We start from the raw sequence: 15,926 nt of genomic DNA, 5'->3' as shown, positions 1-15,926 counted from the left end.
CTCCCCCTTTCAAACCCTACAATACTCTTCCTAATCACGACGAGGGCGTTCATGACGGCGATTCAGCTCAGCCAGCACGTCATCGAGTGGAAGCTTGCGCTCCTGCAACAGCACCAGCAGGTGATAAATCAGGTCGCTGACCTCCAGGCGCAGCTCCTCATTATCTTTGTTTTTAGCTGCAATAATCGTCTCGGAGGCTTCTTCGCCAACCTTCTTCAGGATTTTGTCTACGCCTTTATCAAAAAGATAGGTCGTATAGGCTCCTTCAGGACGTGTCTCCTCGCGCTCCTTAATAATTGCCTCCAATTGGGCGAGCACCTCAAAGCGGCCTTCTGAAGCATTGGAAATAGCATTGGTACGAGCTTCCAAAACTTGAGCGCCTGCATTTCCTGCCACAGGTGCTACAGCTGTTCCTGGCACGGAAATATCACGAGAAAAGCAACTCGTTGCGCCTGTATGACAGGCCGGACCGCTCGGAATGACACGCACCAATAGAGCATCGCCGTCACAATCCAGCTGGATGGAAGAGATCTTTTGCGTATTCCCAGAAGTTGCGCCTTTGTGCCATAGCTCCTGTCTGGAACGTGACCAGAACCAGGTCTCTCCTGACTCCAAAGACAATTTCAGCGACTCGCGGTTCATATAGGCCAGCGTCAACACCTGAAGCGTAGCATCATCTTGCACAATCGCCGAGACAAGCCCCGCCTCATTCCAGCGGACATTATCCAATATCTGCTCCAGAGTTAGCTGTTGGTTCAATTCACTGCTCATCGTATCTCCACTCCTCTGCGCTTCAAATCCCGTTTCAGCTCAGGGATTCCGATTTCTTTATAGTGAAAAATCGTTGCTGCTAATCCAGCATCTGCTTTACCTGACGTAAAAACGTCATAGAAATGTTCCTGTTTGCCGGCTCCGCCGGAAGCAATCACTGGAATCCCTACGGTATCCGAAACAGCGGAAGTCAGTGGCAGGTCAAAGCCATCCTTGGTTCCATCTGCGTTCATGCTGGTCAGCAGAATCTCACCGGCTCCCAGTTGCTCTGCTTCCTTAGCCCAGGCCAAGGCTCGAATACCCGATGGCGTGCGGCCTCCGTGCGTGTATACCTCCCATTCGCCCCACGCCTCATTGTACTTGGCATCAATGGCAACAACGATACATTGTGAACCAAAGCTGCGCGCACCTTCCGCAATCAGCTGCGGGTTACGAACAGCCGCCGTATTTACGCCAATTTTATCAGCACCGGCACGCAAAATGCGTTTCATATCATCGACATGAGATATCCCGCCACCTACAGTGAAAGGAATGGCAATTTCCCCGGCTGTCTGGCGAACTACTTCTTCCATCGTGGCGCGACCTTCAACCGAAGCGGATATATCCAGAAACACGATTTCGTCCGCCCCTTCCCGGTCATAAAGCGCAGCCAGCTCCACCGGGTCACCTGCATCGCGTAAGTTCACAAAATTAACGCCCTTAACCACCCTGCCATCCTTTACATCCAGACAGGGAATAATACGTTTAGCCAGCATGCCTACTCCCCCTATGCTTTTGCTACAGCTTGTACGGCAACCTGTAAATCAATGCTCCCTGTATACAATGCTTTACCCACAATAGCTCCGCCTACGCCTTCTTTCGCATAGGTGCTCAGTGTGATTAGATCATCCATCTTGCTGACTCCGCCGGATGCAATCACGGTTCGTCCACTGCTTTTGGCAAGCGCTGCGATTGCCTCCACATTCGGGCCCTGCATCATGCCGTCACGGGAAATATCTGTGAAAATAAATGTTTCCGCTCCCTTGGAGGCCAACTCAGCAGCCAATTCATCTGCTCGAACCTCCGAGGTTTCGAGCCATCCACGTGTAGCCACATAGCCATTTCGCGCATCTAGACCGATGGCGATCCGATCACCGTAGGTACCCAATACCGCTTCCGTAAAAGCACGATCCTCAATAGCTGCCGTGCCCAAAATCACCCGGCTCACGCCCAGCGACAACAGCCGCTCCACATGCTCGCGCGTACGTAAGCCGCCGCCCACTTGTACAGGTACTTGCACCGCAGAAGCAATCCGTCCAATGAGCGCATCATTCACCGGTTGACCTGCTTTGGCACCGTCCAAATCAACCAAATGAATGTAGGAGCCGCCCAAGCGCTCCCATTCTCGTGCTACTTCCACCGGATTTTCGTTGTATATTGTCTCCTGGTTATAATCACCTTGTACCAGTCGTACACATTTGCCATCGCGAATATCAATCGCCGGGTATATCGTGAACAAAGTTAAGACCCCCTTGTGAGCTATTCAACATCTATATGCCTTTACATCAATCAGCGACCAAAGTTGGCGTACCACAAAATGCAGACTCACGAATCGTTACGCTCGCTTTTTCGCTTCTGCTAGTTCCAAAAACTGACGAAGCAGGCGCATCCCCATTTCTCCGCTTTTCTCTGGATGGAACTGCATGCCATACACATGGCCTCTGCCCACGATAGCCGTTACGGGCCCACCGTAGTCGGTCACCGCCAGCAGATCACTTTCGACCTCCGGCTTCGCATGATAGGAATGCACAAAATACACATGCCCTTCCTCCAAGCCCTGCAACAGCGGGTGCTCCGGCTGAGTCATACGCAGACGATTCCAGCCCATATGCGGCACTTTAACGCCCAGATCAGGAGCAAACCGAACGACCTCGCCTGGTAAAATATTAAGTCCTTCATGACTGCCGTATTCTTCACCACGAGTGAACAATAGCTGCATTCCCAAACAAACACCGAGCAGCGGTTGTCCAGCACTTGCAACCTCCTGAATAACCCGATCCAATCCGCTGGAACGCAGATGCTCCATCGCATCCCCGAAGGCCCCTACACCCGGCAAAATCACACCGCTGGAGGCACGAATCACTTGAGCATCTCCTGTCACTACAGCCTCAAAGCCAAGGCGCTCAACCGCCTTGCTCACACTATGCAGATTCCCTCTGCCGTAATCCACAATGGCAATGGACATGGACTACAGCACTCCCTTCGTTGAAGGCACTCCTGTCACCCGCGGATCAATGGAGGTCGCCTCATCCAAAGCACGCCCCAGCGCTTTGAACACCGCCTCAATCATATGGTGGGTATTTTGCCCGTAGTGAACAATGACGTGCAACGTCATGCGAGCCTCCAACGCAAATTTCCATAGAAATTCATGCACCAGCTCTGTCGAGAAGCTGCCTACCTGCTGAGACGGGTACTCTGCACGATACTCAAAATGAGGTCGATTACTCAGATCAATAACAACCTGCGCGAGCGCCTCATCCATCGGTACAAAGACGCTGGCATAGCGCCTTATGCCTTTTTTATCACCCAATGCTTCCAGCAAGGTTTGCCCCAGACAGATCCCAATGTCCTCGACGGTATGGTGGTCGTCGATATCCACATCCCCTCTGGCCTGTACATTAAGATCAAATTGTCCGTGCTTGGTGAACAAATCTAGCATGTGATTTAAAAAAGGAACATCCGTTTCAATCTCTGCCTGCCCTGTCCCGTCTACTGCAAATGACAGCTGAATGTCTGTTTCATTCGTTTTCCGGCTGACACTGCCTGTACGCCCTGCTTCGTTATTTTCGTTCCCCATCGCCATCCACCGCCTTCTTCTCATTGTCCAATCGAACTTGTATCGCCCGTGCGTGGCCTTCCAGCCCTTCATGCCGGGCAAGCTGCATAATGGTCTCTCCATTGCGCAGCAGTGCTTCCTTGCTGTAATAGATCATACTCGACTTCTTGATAAAATCATCAATGTCCACTGGCGAGGAAAAACGCGCCGTTCCATTCGTCGGGATGATGTGGTTAGGTCCGGCAAAATAATCGCCTACCGGCTCCGAGCTGTACGCTCCCAGAAAAATAGCTCCTGCATTTTCGATCATCCCCATATGTTCCATCGGCTGCTCTGTCATGATCTCCAAATGCTCGGGCGCAAGCCGATTGACAATACGAATGCCCTCTTCCAAATTGTCAACGACAATGATGGCTCCGTATGCCTCTACCGATGCAGCAGCAATATCTCTGCGCGGCAACTCCGCCAATTGGCGCCCTACCTCGGCTGATACTTCTTCGGCCAAGCGTTGCGAGGGCGTAACCAGTATGGCTGAGGCCATTTCGTCATGTTCTGCCTGTGAAAGTAGGTCAGCCGCTACATAAGAGGGATTGGCCGTGTCATCAGCCAATACGACAATTTCACTCGGTCCTGCAATACTGTCGATATCCACTGCACCGTATACTTCTCGCTTAGCCAGCGCTACATAAATGTTGCCGGGACCGCAAATTTTATCGACCGGTTCAATACTATGTGTCCCGTATGCAAGAGAGGCAATGGCCTGCGCTCCGCCAACCCTGAATATTTCCGTTACACCAGCCTCTGCCGCAGCTACCAGTGTATAGGGGTCGATCCCTGCCTTGCCGCCTGTCGCCGGGGGTGTCACCATGACGATCTCCGGTACTCCAGCCACCTGAGCGGGAATGACATTCATCAACACCGAGGATGGATAGGCGGCTTTACCGCCTGGAACATACACGCCTACACGTTTCAACGGCCGGATGATTTGACCGAGTAAGCTACCGTCCGGCTGTAAATCCATCCATGAGTTACGCTTTTGCTTGAGGTGAAAAGCGCGAATATGATCCGCCGCTTCTCGAATTGCCTGTATAAATGAAGGCTCTACCTTGTCATAGGCCGACTTTAATTCTTCATCTGTCACACGAAGCTGCTCCGCTGTCAGCGATACACCATCAAACGTTTCCGTATACCGCAGAACAGCCCCATCCCCCTCTTGGCGTACCGATTGAATAATCGTACGCACAGCCTCGTTTTGCTCCGGTGTTCCGTAATCCACCTCTCGTTGGAGGCTGAAATCACGGGCTGCTACGATCTTCATTTGCTCATTCCCCCTACCTGCTGCTTGCTTGCAGAATGTTCCTGAACTGTTGCTCCGTTCCTTTAATCCTTCGGTACTACTTCAGTTGGGATCACCTGATGCAATCGATCACACAATGCCTGAATCGGACCATTTTTCATCCGGTAACTGACCCGGTTGGCAATCAAACGACTGGTAATATCCAGTATGCTAATCTGCTCAACCAATCCGTTCTCCCGCAAGGTCTGTCCCGTCTCCACCATATCTACAATGCGATCTGCCAGACCAATTAACGGCGCCAGCTCGATGGAGCCGTTCAGCTTAATGACCTCCACCTGCTGACCTTGTTCCCGAAAATACTGGGAAGCCACATTTGGATATTTGGTAGCGACCCGCTGACGAATACCTGGTTGCCAATCAGGTAAAGCAATTACCGACATCCGGCAACGGGCAATCCCCAGATCCAGTAGCTCATATACATCCTTGTTTTCTTCCAGCAAAACATCCTTACCGACAATGCCGATGTCAGCTGCACCATACTCCACATACGTAGGAACATCGACGGGCTTCGCCATAATAAATTCCATTCCCAGCTCAGGCAATGGGATGACCAACTTGCGGGTTTCATCCACATCCAGTGGAATTGGAACCCCTGCCTGGCGGAACAACTTGGAAGCCTGCTTGTAAATCCGTCCCTTCGGCATGGCTACCTTCAATGTTTCCGTCATGACAATTCCCCCCTTTGTACGGGCCGTCTTCCTTCAGCTGTATAGCTGTATACCTCTGCGTACAGATCCTGCTGCTCACGACGTCGATCCTCCGGTCCCCCCGTGAGTCCTGTCACCACAGTAAAACCCTCTGCACGTAGCTGTGCTGCGGCGGATAGCGCCTCTTGTCGTTCCTGCTCGTCATAACGGATAAATATCGGACGCTTCGTCTCAATTGAAATACCATCCACACCATCGACGATTCGGTTCGTCTTCAATGCGAATCCCGTTGCCGGTACCGATCGCCCAAACTGCTGAAGCAGATTGTCATAACGACCTCCGTTGCATACCGGAAACCCAATTTCCGCTGCATAGCCCTCAAAAGTCATTCCTGTATAATATGAAAAATCACCGATCATGGTAAGGTCAATTAACACATGCTCAGATACGCCGTATGCCTCCAGCACTTCCCACACCTCGCACAAATGTGCAATGGATTGAATCGTCTGCTGCTCCACACTAAGGCGAGTAGCCTGCTCGCAAATTTCCTTCCCACCACGAAGCCGAAGAATGGCCTCCAGCTTATCCCGATGCGCGGGGGCCAAACCTAAAGCTTCAATCGCCGCTCGGTAGCCCACTACATCACGACTGAGCAACAGTTCTTTTAGTGCTTGCTGTTCAGCCTGGCGACCTGGAATGATCTCTTCAAATAACCCGTTCAGGAATCCCACATGTCCCATGGCAATTTTAAAAGAGTTAACACCCGCTGCCTGCAATGATGCAATGGCCAATGCTACAACCTCTGCATCAGCCTCAGGTGAATCATCCCCTACCAGCTCCACGCCTGTTTGAAAAAACTCCGCCTCTCTTCCTGCCTCTTCCTCAATCGCTCGAAATACATTGGCGTGATAGGACAGGCGAAGCGGTACTTCTTCTTCCTTTAGCAACGAAGACACCACCCGTGCAATCGGAGCAGTCATATCAGAACGAAGTACCAACGTAGTCCCCCGGTTGTTGAGCAATTTAAACAGCTTCCGATCAGAAGTAGAACTAGCCACTCCCACTGTATCGTAGTATTCCATCGTAGGCGTCATAATCTGACGGTAACCCCAACGCTCCATACATGCGAGTACATTCAGTTCAATGGCCCGCAGCTTCGACACTGCACGTGGAAGATAATCTCGAACCCCTACAGGAATCTCAAATCCTTTTGGCTTAGACATCTCTATCACCTCATGATTTCACAATATCTTTATCATGGTAAAGTGCTAACAAACTAAAGTATATTCGATATATTATCATGCCCTACTTATGAACGTCAACCAAACGTAGCAGCCCATTTTTACAGATTAAACAAATCGCTGCCTCTCATCATATTTTATTCAATGCCGAATTCATAAACCTTACAAGAAAATATCTATCGGTATACTTTCACGGAAGGGAAGGTATCGCTTAGCGGAAGTTTTTCTTGCGATTATAGAATTGTTTAGCTCCGCTGAAAACTTATAAATTCTATAATCTAAAAAAGACTGTCAGCTTTTCAGCCAACAGTCAAACCACTATTCAACCACTCATTTGTTCACTCTTACCCCGCGATGGAAACTTCAAAGCATCCAACCTAAAACTTTTTAGAGTTTAAGTATCAGATATTTTAGCCCAAATACTAAGTTGCATTTGTAAGTGATATGACCTTTTTACCATATAAAATATATTTTTTACAATTATTGTTGTTTTGTTGTTCTACAATATATATAATGAAAGCGTAGCTAAATATTTTATTAGGAGATGATCATTTTGAGGATTAAAAGAACATTGAGCTTGGCCGCACTATCCCTTGCTTTAACTGCCTCTTTTTCTACTGCCGCTGTTTTCGCGGACGCTCCTACTAACGCACCAAAGTCACATAATGTTAGCCCAAATCTCGAGTCAAAGCCCTTCGATGGTATTTTATATTTTCCTGTTGGATGGGGAATACAAAAAGTTATTACAAATTATAAATCTGAGGATGGCTATGTAGGAACTATTATTATGGTTAGCTATGAAATTAAAGATGGTATTGTTGCTGTCAGATACCAAGGAACTTTATACAAATAATAATTTTTTGTGCATAGGCAAAGACAGAACATCTAATATATCATATAACAACGTATTATTAACCTGAATTCAGTACTTCGAAAGAACAAGAAGGCGCACTTTTAGCCCTTATGGTTCGAAACAAGGAGACCGAAGGGGCTTTATTAATGTTCCAAGAACCTATCCTTAAATATGGACAACACAGATTAACCTACTTAATGCACCATAGGCGTAACGCAAAAAGCCCTTTATACTTAAAGGGCTTTTTCCTTATCCTATTTCCTACTCATCCACACCAGAGCGTCTTAAATCACGCAATGGATTACCGCCTACAAAAGCACCTGCCGGTACATCTTTATGCACAACCGCTCCGGCCGCTACCACAGCCCCGTCACCGATGGTAACACCCGGCAAAATGGTTGTGTTTGCGCCGATCAGCACACGATCCCCGATCACCACTTTACCGATGCGATACTCCTGTATAAGGTATTCATGAGCCAGTATGGTCGTGTTATATCCAATGACCGAATTGTTCCCGATTGTGATATGCTCTGGAAAAAAAACATCCACCATCACCATCAGACCGAAGGCTGCATGTTGCCCAACCTTCATCCCCAGCATTCTGCGGTAGATAACATTTTTCAGAGAAAGCACAGGACAATACCGGGCAATCTGTATAAAAATGAAGTTCTTAACGCCTTTCCAAGGGCTCACCGTCCGATAAATTTGCCACAATGCATTGGGACCTTCTACAGGATAGCGGTTCACCTTTCTCACGATACATTGACACCTTGAAGCTCCAGCTTCAGCAAATCCCTCATATCATATAGCATGTAGTCTGGTCCATATCCGCGCAGAGTTTCCTCACCCTTGAGCGACCAGGCCACTCCCGCAGATTTCACACCTGCCGCCTGAGCTGACAAAATATCAAAGGAACTGTCTCCAACCATCAACGTATGTTCCACTTTAGCATTCAAACCTGCCAAAGCCTTGAGCACTGGCTCCGCGTGAGGCTTCGGATGCTCCACATCGTCTACCGTAACAATATAATCCATAGAGGAAGTCAGATTAAACAGGTTAAGTACACGTATCGTGGATGGTCGTATTTTAGTTGTCACAACCCCCAACTTAATTCCTCGTGCACGTAGCTCCTGAATAACCTCAATAACATATGGAAATGGCTTCACCATTTGATCATGATGAATTTGATTATAAGCACGGTAGTCTTTAACTAGCCCAGATACATCCGTTAATCCCGTAAAAGTACGGAGTTGATCGTCCAGCGTTCCCCCCATATGAGGAATAATGTGCTCCCGCGTTAGCGGATCCGCATCTGGATGGTTCAAAATGTGTAAAAATGTGCTGATTATCAACTCATTCGTATCCATAATGGTACCGTCTAAATCAAACAAAATCGTATTTATCATAGATGCTCCTTCTTGTCCTCATCCGTGTCTTCCTTAGATAGCTTATCCGCTGTGGCTGTTGGAGAAACCGCATCCTGCCCAGGACGGGATACTTGTTCTGGCGTCATATCAGGTACCTGATCAATCCCCGTCTTGCTGGAGACAATCGGGTCGCTATATCTCGCAACGGCCGAGCCCTTCCGACGACGAACCAAGATAAAAATCACGGCAGCCACAATGATGAAAATAGCAAGCAACTGTGAGATCCGTACATTACCGTAATTCGGGTCCAAGTACCCCGGTTCAAACCCTAGCCATACCATAGGGGACCACAGAGCATTCACAAAGGAAGCCAGCCAGTCCGGTCCCTGAAAGGCCAAGCTGTCCGTCCGCACCCGCTCGATGAAAAAGCGACCAATAGAGTACCAAATGAAGTAAAATGCAAACATTTCACCCGCACGTACAAATTTCATCCGGCGAATCACAAGCAGCAAAATCACGCCTACAATACTCCACAGCGATTCGTACAGGAACGTAGGGTGGTGAAACACCCCGTTAACGTTCATCTGATTCACAATGAAATCCGGTAGATGCAGCTGACTGCGCAAAAAAGTCTCCTCCGTTGGTCCACCGTAAGCCTCTTGATTGACAAAATTACCCCAGCGTCCAATCGCTTGACCGATTAATAGACCCGGCGCACAAATATCAGCAACACGCCAGAAGTTATATCCTTTATAACGGAAATAAATAACCGCACATATAATAGCACCAATCAAGGCACCATATATCGCGATACCGCCATTCCAAATTTTAAAGATATCCCATAGATTATCCCGGTAGTCTTCCCATTTGAAGGCTACATAATAAATACGCGCTCCAATAATGGCCGATGGAACACCCAGAAGCAGCATATCCATAAAGAATTCCTGCGGAATACCGAATCTTTTTCCCTCACGGATGGCGAGATATAAACCCACAAGCGCCGCCAGCCCCAAAATAAGCCCATACCAATGGACCTTGATTGCCCCGATCGAAAAAGCAATCGGATTCAGCAGTAATGTTGCCGTTGACATATGTTTCTCTCACTCCTTGTCCTTCCTTGCAACCGAACGAACCTTAATCCATCTCTTCCATATCTTCAGAAATCGTAGCAGTCAGCTTGTTTGTAAATTGCAGGGCTGCATTAACGCCCATTTGTTTCAAACGATAGTTCATCGCCGCTACCTCGATAATAACAGCCAGATTTCGGCCTGGACGAACTGGAATCGTAACGAGTGGAACATCTGTATCAATAATGCGTGTAGTTTCTTCATCGAGACCGAGACGGTCATACTGCTTGTCCTGTTGCCATGCCTCCAGGCGGACAACCAGTGTAATTCGCTTATTATTACGAACTGCACCAGCACCAAACAGTGTCATCACATTAATAATGCCTACGCCTCGAATTTCAAGCAGGTGACGAATGAGTTCAGGTGCTGTTCCATGCAACTGAAAATCGGACGTTTGCCGGATTTCTACCGCATCATCTGCTACCAAGCGATGCCCACGTTTGACAAGTTCCAGTGCTGTTTCACTCTTACCAATTCCACTACTGCCTGTAATAAGCATTCCCACGCCATACACGTCACATAATACGCCATGAATAGTTGCCGTAGGTGCCAGCTTTCTTTCCAGAAAACCTGTGATACGGCTCGATAAAATCGTCGTCGCCATATTAGTCCGCAGTACAGGAATATCTCGCTCTGTACTTGCTTCCACTAGCTCGGCCGGTACCTCCAGGCCACGTGTGATGATAATACATGGAGTCAGCTCTGTACACAAACGCTCCATTCGATCCCGTCGCTCCTCAGGAGGCAGCATACCCAGAAAGGCCAGCTCAGACCTTCCCAAAAGCTGTACCCGCTCCTGTGTATGATATTCAAAATACCCGGCCATCTCCAGGCCTGGGCGATTCAAATCGTCCACGGTGATCAGTCTGCGCAGACCCTTTTCACCGGAAATAACCTCCATTTGGAATTGCTGTACAAGCTCGGATACCTTTACCTGTTTAGCCATTGTATTCTCTCCTCATCTGCAAAAACCGGATTCTATACGCCATTTGATTTATGTAGCATTATTCTATTAACCATACAACCCCACGCAGTCTATCCTGAATGAGTCCACACTTCACTTGATTTAACAATAGGATTCCAGGCTATCCCTATCCTGACAGTTGGAGGCCCCAATCTGGAACTCCTGCCAACGAGCCTTGTCTAAATCTAGACCTGCACCATTGTACACCCATCGTATCGGAATTTTCCATTGAATGCAATGCCGAAGCTAGTAGCGGATATGATATACAAAAGAGTCGCAGTTCTCCGCTTGGGAAAACTGCGACTCTCTTCCAGAGGCTGATCTTATTCGCCAACCAGAATGCTCAATTCCGATTCCTTATCAAAAATATGAACTTTGTTCATATCAACAGCCAACTTCGCTTTGACACCATCACGAGTATTGGAACGTCCGTCTACACGGGCAATAATCGTATCGTTTCCAGCACCGCTCAGGTACAACAGCATTTCATGACCGAGATTTTCCGTTACATCCACAGTGGATGTAAAGATCGTGTTCGGAGAAGCCTCCAAAAATACAGGCTCTTCATGAATATCCTCAGGTCGAATGCCCAAGATCACTTCTTTGCCAATGTAGCCTTTCGCTTTCAAAATCTGTCCCTTACCTTCAGGTACAAACAGATCCAGACCTGGTGCTGTGAAATGCAATGCACCTTCTTTTTCAACCAGCTTACCTGAGATAAAGTTCATTGTAGGAGAGCCGATAAAACCAGCAACGAACAGATTCACTGGACGGTTGTACAGTTCATCCGGGGATGCAGCTTGTTGAATGATACCATCCTTCATAACTACAATCCGATCACCCATCGTCATGGCTTCAACCTGGTCATGTGTTACATAGATAACGGTCGTTTCCAGACGCTTAGCCAACTTCGTGATTTCTGCACGCATTTGACCACGCAACTTGGCATCCAAGTTGGACAGTGGCTCATCCATCAAGAAGACTTGTGGGTCACGCACAATCGCACGTCCCAAGGCAACACGCTGACGCTGACCGCCTGATAACGCTTTCGGCTTGCGATCCAGCAGATGCTCAATATCAAGGATTTTAGCTGCTTCACGTACGCGTTTATCAATTTCTTCCTTTTTAACCTTGCGGAGCTTCAGACCAAAAGCCATGTTTTGGTATACATTCATATGCGGATACAAGGCATAGGATTGGAATACCATCGCGATATCGCGGTCTTTTGGAGCCACATCGTTCACAACACGATCACCAATGTACAATTTACCGTCTGAAATTTCCTCCAGACCAGCAATCATACGAAGTGTAGTAGACTTCCCACAACCGGAAGGACCAACCAATACGAGAAATTCTTTATCTTGAATGTCCAAATTGACATCAACAACCGTAGCTTTTTCTGCACCCGGATATTTCTTAAAAATATGCTCTAAACGTACGCCAGCCATAGCTTTTGCCTCCCCAAGGTCAAGTTTTGAAATCGAATACATTTTCTACTTGTATCTTACCCTAGTACCTAAACCCTGGCTATTCGCAAACTGCACAAAAATGCTATTTCCTTTTTGTCACTTTGTACAATAACAGATATAGTTTGACCAAAACTGCATCATTAAACGTCCGCACGTCCAATCCGGTCTCCTGTTTAATCTTGTCCAAACGGTAAATCAACGTATTACGGTGAACATACAGACGCTTGGCTGTCTCACTCACATTACAATCCAGTTGAAAAAAGATATCCAATGTAGCCATCGTTTCTGAGTCTTCCAGTATGACAGATGACTTCATTACCTGCTCCAAAAATAGTACACGCTGCTCCTTGGGAATGCGATTTAACAGTCTCTCCAAATGAAGCTCCCATGAAAGGTGGATGTGCTCTGTTACATGAAAAAGCTTGCCAAGATGGATCGTCTCCCATAATAAATTCAGCTCGTGGGGGAAACTTTGCAAAGGGACCGAAGGCTTGGAAATTGCCAAATGGAATACACCGACCCATTCATTCGCGATAAGCTCATATAACCCCAAGCTAAAAGCCGTAAGTACCTCCTCAAGTGGTTCCGCAAAATCTGCCTCTCTAGTCTCAGGATCTTTATCCCGTTCATCGTCGGCCCCTAATAAAAGCTCCTTTTTTGCGAGAATCAGCCAAGATTGTTCGTCTAATGGAGTAAGCAGCACATTCCCTCCAAAATAGCTCGCTAACAATCGGTGAAGCTGCGTATAAGTAATAGCCCCATCCTGTGTTCCCTCGCCATTCAGTAAAAAAGGCACCATACACGCTGATAACGAATCACGAAGCTCCAATTCAGTGGGAACTTCTTCCTCACTGTTTAGGTCGGCAGCCTGCTGTATGAGCCATTGTCCAAAACGATTCATCCGCTCTTCCTCGCTATAGGCTGGGTTGATCGACAAGCGTGAACCATTCTGCCAGACTTGTTCCATGTTCCCCAGTAACGCTTCTATCAACTTCCGTTCTCGATCCGTCAAATATCTGTCCTCTACCGCAAAAGCAGCCAGTTCACCTGCCGATGCACGAAACGGAAAATATAATTTATTCTCACTAACAAACGATCTATCCGGTATAACTGAATCGGCTGTTTCTCCTTCTGCCATCATTTCTGGGCACCAAGGCACTATGGTAAAAGGCGCTTGAATTATATTCTGAAGCTGTTGCTGAATCCATTCTGTATCCAAAGTCACGCGATCACCACTTCACTTTTTTTAGAATATAGATTAAACACTAAGCGAACATAATGAACTCATTATAACCCGTCGATACCTTAAAATAAAAAGCTATATAAAAACATAACTTATAACAATACAAAAAAAGCCATCAACTTATAGTTGATGACTTCTGATGAGCCATGAAGGACTCGAACCTTCGACACCCTGATTAAAAGTCAGGTGCTCTACCAACTGAGCTAATGGCTCGTAAAACTGGTGGAGGATGATGGATTCGAACCACCGAACCCGTAAGGGAGCAGATTTACAGTCTGATGCGTTTGGCCACTTCGCTAATCCTCCATATAAAGGTGGCTCGGGACGGAATCGAACCGCCGACACGAGGATTTTCAGTCCTCTGCTCTACCGACTGAGCTACCGAGCCATATCCATTGGCAAAAAAATAAAGTGCGGAGGGATACCCCTTCCCACTTTAGTACGGCGAAAATACTAAGCTGAAAAATGGCGGAACTGACGGGATTCGAACCCGCGATCTCCTGCGTGACAGGCAGGCATGTTAGGCCTCTACACCACAGTTCCCTATATTTTTCAAAAAAAATGGTGCCGGCGAGAGGACTTGAACCCCCAACCTACTGATTACAAGTCAGTTGCTCTACCAGTTGAGCTACACCGGCACAATGGTGGAGGCTGAGGGGATCGAACCCCCGACCCTCTGCTTGTAAGGCAGATGCTCTCCCAGCTGAGCTAAGCCTCCTGGGTATGTATGGTAGCGGCGGAGGGGATCGAACCCCCGACCTCACGGGTATGAACCGTACGCTCTAGCCAGCTGAGCTACACCGCCATAACATAATTTACTAGCTTGTCCTAAATGGCGGAGAGAGAGGGATTCGAACCCTCGCACCACTTACGCAGTCTAACCCCTTAGCAGAGGGTCCCCTTATAGCCACTTGGGTATCTCTCCATATAAACGGACTCGCTTAGTGAAATTCTACAAGATATTCAGATTATCAATAAAATGATATTGAATATCAAGCGTAATTCCAAGGTTACACCTTGAAAACTGGATCCGAAACTTCATTGCGTCTTATCTTTAGGATAAGCCCTCGACCGATTAGTATTGGTCAGCTCCATGCATTACTGCACTTCCACCCCCAACCTATCTACCTCGTCGTCTTCAAGGGGTCTTACATACTGGGAAATCTCATCTTGAGGGGGGCTTCACGCTTAGATGCTTTCAGCGCTTATCCCTTCCGTACATAGCTACCCAGCGGTGCTCCTGGCGGAACAACTGGTACACCAGCGGTACGTCCATCCCGGTCCTCTCGTACTAAGGACAGCTCCTCTCAAATTTCCTACGCCCACGACAGATAGGGACCGAACTGTCTCACGACGTTCTGAACCCAGCTCGCGTACCGCTTTAATGGGCGAACAGCCCAACCCTTGGGACCTACTTCAGCCCCAGGATGCGATGAGCCGACATCGAGGTGCCAAACCTCCCCGTCGATGTGGACTCTTGGGGGAGATAAGCCTGTTATCCCCAGGGTAGCTTTTATCCGTTGAGCGATGGCCCTTCCATGCGGTACCACCGGATCACTAAGCCCGACTTTCGTCCCTGCTCGACTTGTAGGTCTCGCAGTCAAGCTCCCTTCTGCCTTTGCACTCTTCGAATGATTTCCAACCATTCTGAGGGAACCTTGGGGCGCCTCCGTTACTCTTTAGGAGGCGACCGCCCCAGTCAAACTGCCCACCTGACACTGTCCTCGTACCGGATTACGGTACCAAGTTAGAACCTAGATACGATCAGGGTGGTATCCCAAGGATGCCTCCCTTCAAGCTGGCGCTCAAAGTTCTACGGCTCCCACCTATCCTGTACAGATCGTACCCAAATTCAATATCAAGCTGCAGTAAAGCTCCATGGGGTCTTTCCGTCTTGTCGCGGGTAACCTGCATCTTCACAGGTATTAAAATTTCACCGGATCTCTCGTTGAGACAGCGCCCAAGTCGTTACGCCATTCGTGCGGGTCAGAATTTACCTGACAAGGAATTTCGCTACCTTAGGACCGTTATAGTTACGGCCGCCGTTTACTGGGGCTTCGGTTCATAGCTTC

At 48.1% G+C, this 15,926-nt stretch carries 15 protein-coding genes, 8 tRNA genes and 1 rRNA gene (1 of these 24 cut by a window edge); 1 reads left to right on the top strand and 23 read right to left on the bottom strand.

Going from position 1 to position 15,926, the window contains the following annotated elements; translation table 11 throughout:
• Positions 1-30: 30 nt before the first annotated feature.
• The 8 genes from hisIE to ACH59B_RS00830 form a co-directional block, all read right to left on the bottom strand.
• Positions 31-771 (bottom strand): bifunctional phosphoribosyl-AMP cyclohydrolase/phosphoribosyl-ATP diphosphatase HisIE, encoded by a 741-nt coding sequence (gene hisIE / locus ACH59B_RS00865; protein ID WP_017427879.1) that lies wholly within the window; start codon positions 769-771, stop codon positions 31-33.
• Positions 768-1,526: an imidazole glycerol phosphate synthase subunit HisF gene (gene hisF, locus ACH59B_RS00860; protein ID WP_016820119.1), complete on the bottom strand. Its 759-nt coding sequence runs from the start codon at positions 1,524-1,526 to the stop codon at positions 768-770. The genes hisIE and hisF overlap by 4 nt, the downstream gene beginning before the upstream one ends.
• 11 nt (positions 1,527-1,537) lie before the next feature.
• Positions 1,538-2,269 carry a 1-(5-phosphoribosyl)-5-[(5-phosphoribosylamino)methylideneamino]imidazole-4-carboxamide isomerase gene (gene hisA / locus ACH59B_RS00855; RefSeq protein ID WP_016820118.1) on the bottom strand — a complete coding sequence of 244 codons (732 nt, stop codon included), beginning with the start codon at positions 2,267-2,269 and terminating at the stop codon, positions 1,538-1,540.
• Between the two features lie 96 nt (positions 2,270-2,365).
• The gene (gene hisH / locus ACH59B_RS00850) at positions 2,366-2,995 is read right to left on the bottom strand and encodes an imidazole glycerol phosphate synthase subunit HisH (RefSeq protein ID WP_016820117.1); all 630 of its coding nucleotides are present in this window, start codon (positions 2,993-2,995) and stop codon (positions 2,366-2,368) included.
• A 3-nt stretch (positions 2,996-2,998) separates the two neighbouring features.
• Positions 2,999-3,607 (bottom strand): imidazoleglycerol-phosphate dehydratase HisB, encoded by a 609-nt coding sequence (gene hisB / locus ACH59B_RS00845; protein ID WP_026065472.1) that lies wholly within the window; start codon positions 3,605-3,607, stop codon positions 2,999-3,001.
• Entirely contained in the window at positions 3,591-4,904 is a 1,314-nt protein-coding gene (hisD, locus tag ACH59B_RS00840; protein WP_123796630.1) for a histidinol dehydrogenase, read from the bottom strand. The genes hisB and hisD overlap by 17 nt, the downstream gene beginning before the upstream one ends.
• A 62-nt stretch (positions 4,905-4,966) precedes the next feature.
• Positions 4,967-5,611, bottom strand: coding sequence for an ATP phosphoribosyltransferase (gene hisG / locus ACH59B_RS00835; protein ID WP_016820114.1), 645 nt, complete (start codon positions 5,609-5,611; stop codon positions 4,967-4,969).
• Positions 5,608-6,813 (bottom strand): ATP phosphoribosyltransferase regulatory subunit, encoded by a 1,206-nt coding sequence (locus ACH59B_RS00830; RefSeq protein WP_016820113.1) that lies wholly within the window; start codon positions 6,811-6,813, stop codon positions 5,608-5,610. Before ACH59B_RS00830 ends, hisG begins: the two co-directional genes overlap by 4 nt.
• 571 nt (positions 6,814-7,384) lie before the next feature.
• Here ACH59B_RS00830 and ACH59B_RS00825 point away from each other — a divergent pair.
• Positions 7,385-7,684, top strand: a complete 300-nt coding sequence (locus tag ACH59B_RS00825; RefSeq protein WP_404303102.1) for a hypothetical protein — start codon at positions 7,385-7,387, stop codon at positions 7,682-7,684.
• Positions 7,685-7,945: 261 nt separating this feature from the next.
• On the opposite strand, the gene ACH59B_RS00820 is transcribed toward ACH59B_RS00825, so the two are convergent.
• The 15 genes from ACH59B_RS00820 to ACH59B_RS00750 form a co-directional block, all read right to left on the bottom strand.
• Positions 7,946-8,440 (bottom strand): DapH/DapD/GlmU-related protein, encoded by a 495-nt coding sequence (locus ACH59B_RS00820; protein WP_019685786.1) that lies wholly within the window; start codon positions 8,438-8,440, stop codon positions 7,946-7,948.
• Complete coding sequence (gene ppaX, locus ACH59B_RS00815; protein ID WP_404303100.1) at positions 8,437-9,090, bottom strand: pyrophosphatase PpaX; 654 nt, start codon at positions 9,088-9,090, stop codon at positions 8,437-8,439. Before ppaX ends, ACH59B_RS00820 begins: the two co-directional genes overlap by 4 nt.
• Positions 9,087-10,142, bottom strand: coding sequence for a prolipoprotein diacylglyceryl transferase (gene lgt, locus ACH59B_RS00810; protein ID WP_016820104.1), 1,056 nt, complete (start codon positions 10,140-10,142; stop codon positions 9,087-9,089). The genes ppaX and lgt overlap by 4 nt, the downstream gene beginning before the upstream one ends.
• Positions 10,143-10,185: 43 nt before the next feature.
• On the bottom strand, positions 10,186-11,124 hold the full coding sequence (gene hprK, locus ACH59B_RS00805; protein ID WP_016820103.1) for an HPr(Ser) kinase/phosphatase: 939 nt from the start codon (positions 11,122-11,124) through the stop codon (positions 10,186-10,188).
• 341 nt (positions 11,125-11,465) lie between these two features.
• The gene (locus ACH59B_RS00800) at positions 11,466-12,590 is read right to left on the bottom strand and encodes an ABC transporter ATP-binding protein (RefSeq protein ID WP_019685783.1); all 1,125 of its coding nucleotides are present in this window, start codon (positions 12,588-12,590) and stop codon (positions 11,466-11,468) included.
• A 103-nt stretch (positions 12,591-12,693) separates the two neighbouring features.
• Complete coding sequence (locus ACH59B_RS00795; RefSeq protein WP_123796628.1) at positions 12,694-13,836, bottom strand: CdaR family transcriptional regulator; 1,143 nt, start codon at positions 13,834-13,836, stop codon at positions 12,694-12,696.
• Between the two features lie 158 nt (positions 13,837-13,994).
• A tRNA-Lys gene (locus ACH59B_RS00790) sits at positions 13,995-14,067 on the bottom strand.
• 7 nt (positions 14,068-14,074) lie between these two features.
• Positions 14,075-14,160, bottom strand: a tRNA-Tyr gene (locus tag ACH59B_RS00785).
• Positions 14,161-14,169: 9 nt separating this feature from the next.
• Positions 14,170-14,242, bottom strand: a tRNA-Phe gene (locus tag ACH59B_RS00780).
• Positions 14,243-14,320: 78 nt separating this feature from the next.
• A tRNA-Asp gene (locus tag ACH59B_RS00775) sits at positions 14,321-14,397 on the bottom strand.
• Positions 14,398-14,416: 19 nt separating this feature from the next.
• Positions 14,417-14,492, bottom strand: a tRNA-Thr gene (locus tag ACH59B_RS00770).
• A 4-nt stretch (positions 14,493-14,496) separates the two neighbouring features.
• Positions 14,497-14,572 (bottom strand) — tRNA-Val (locus ACH59B_RS00765).
• Positions 14,573-14,582: 10 nt separating this feature from the next.
• Positions 14,583-14,659, bottom strand: a tRNA-Met gene (locus ACH59B_RS00760).
• 28 nt (positions 14,660-14,687) lie between these two features.
• Positions 14,688-14,779: transfer RNA gene (locus ACH59B_RS00755), tRNA-Ser, on the bottom strand.
• A gap of 130 nt (positions 14,780-14,909) precedes the next feature.
• Positions 14,910-15,926, bottom strand: a 23S ribosomal RNA gene (locus ACH59B_RS00750) (it continues 1,909 nt past the right edge of the window).

Origin of the sequence: Paenibacillus sp. DP01 (genome assembly GCF_044784315.1) — a bacterium.
In the GTDB taxonomy this organism is placed as follows: Bacteria; Bacillota; Bacilli; order Paenibacillales; family Paenibacillaceae; genus Paenibacillus; species Paenibacillus polymyxa.
This window is presented reverse-complemented; position numbering and strand designations above follow the sequence as displayed.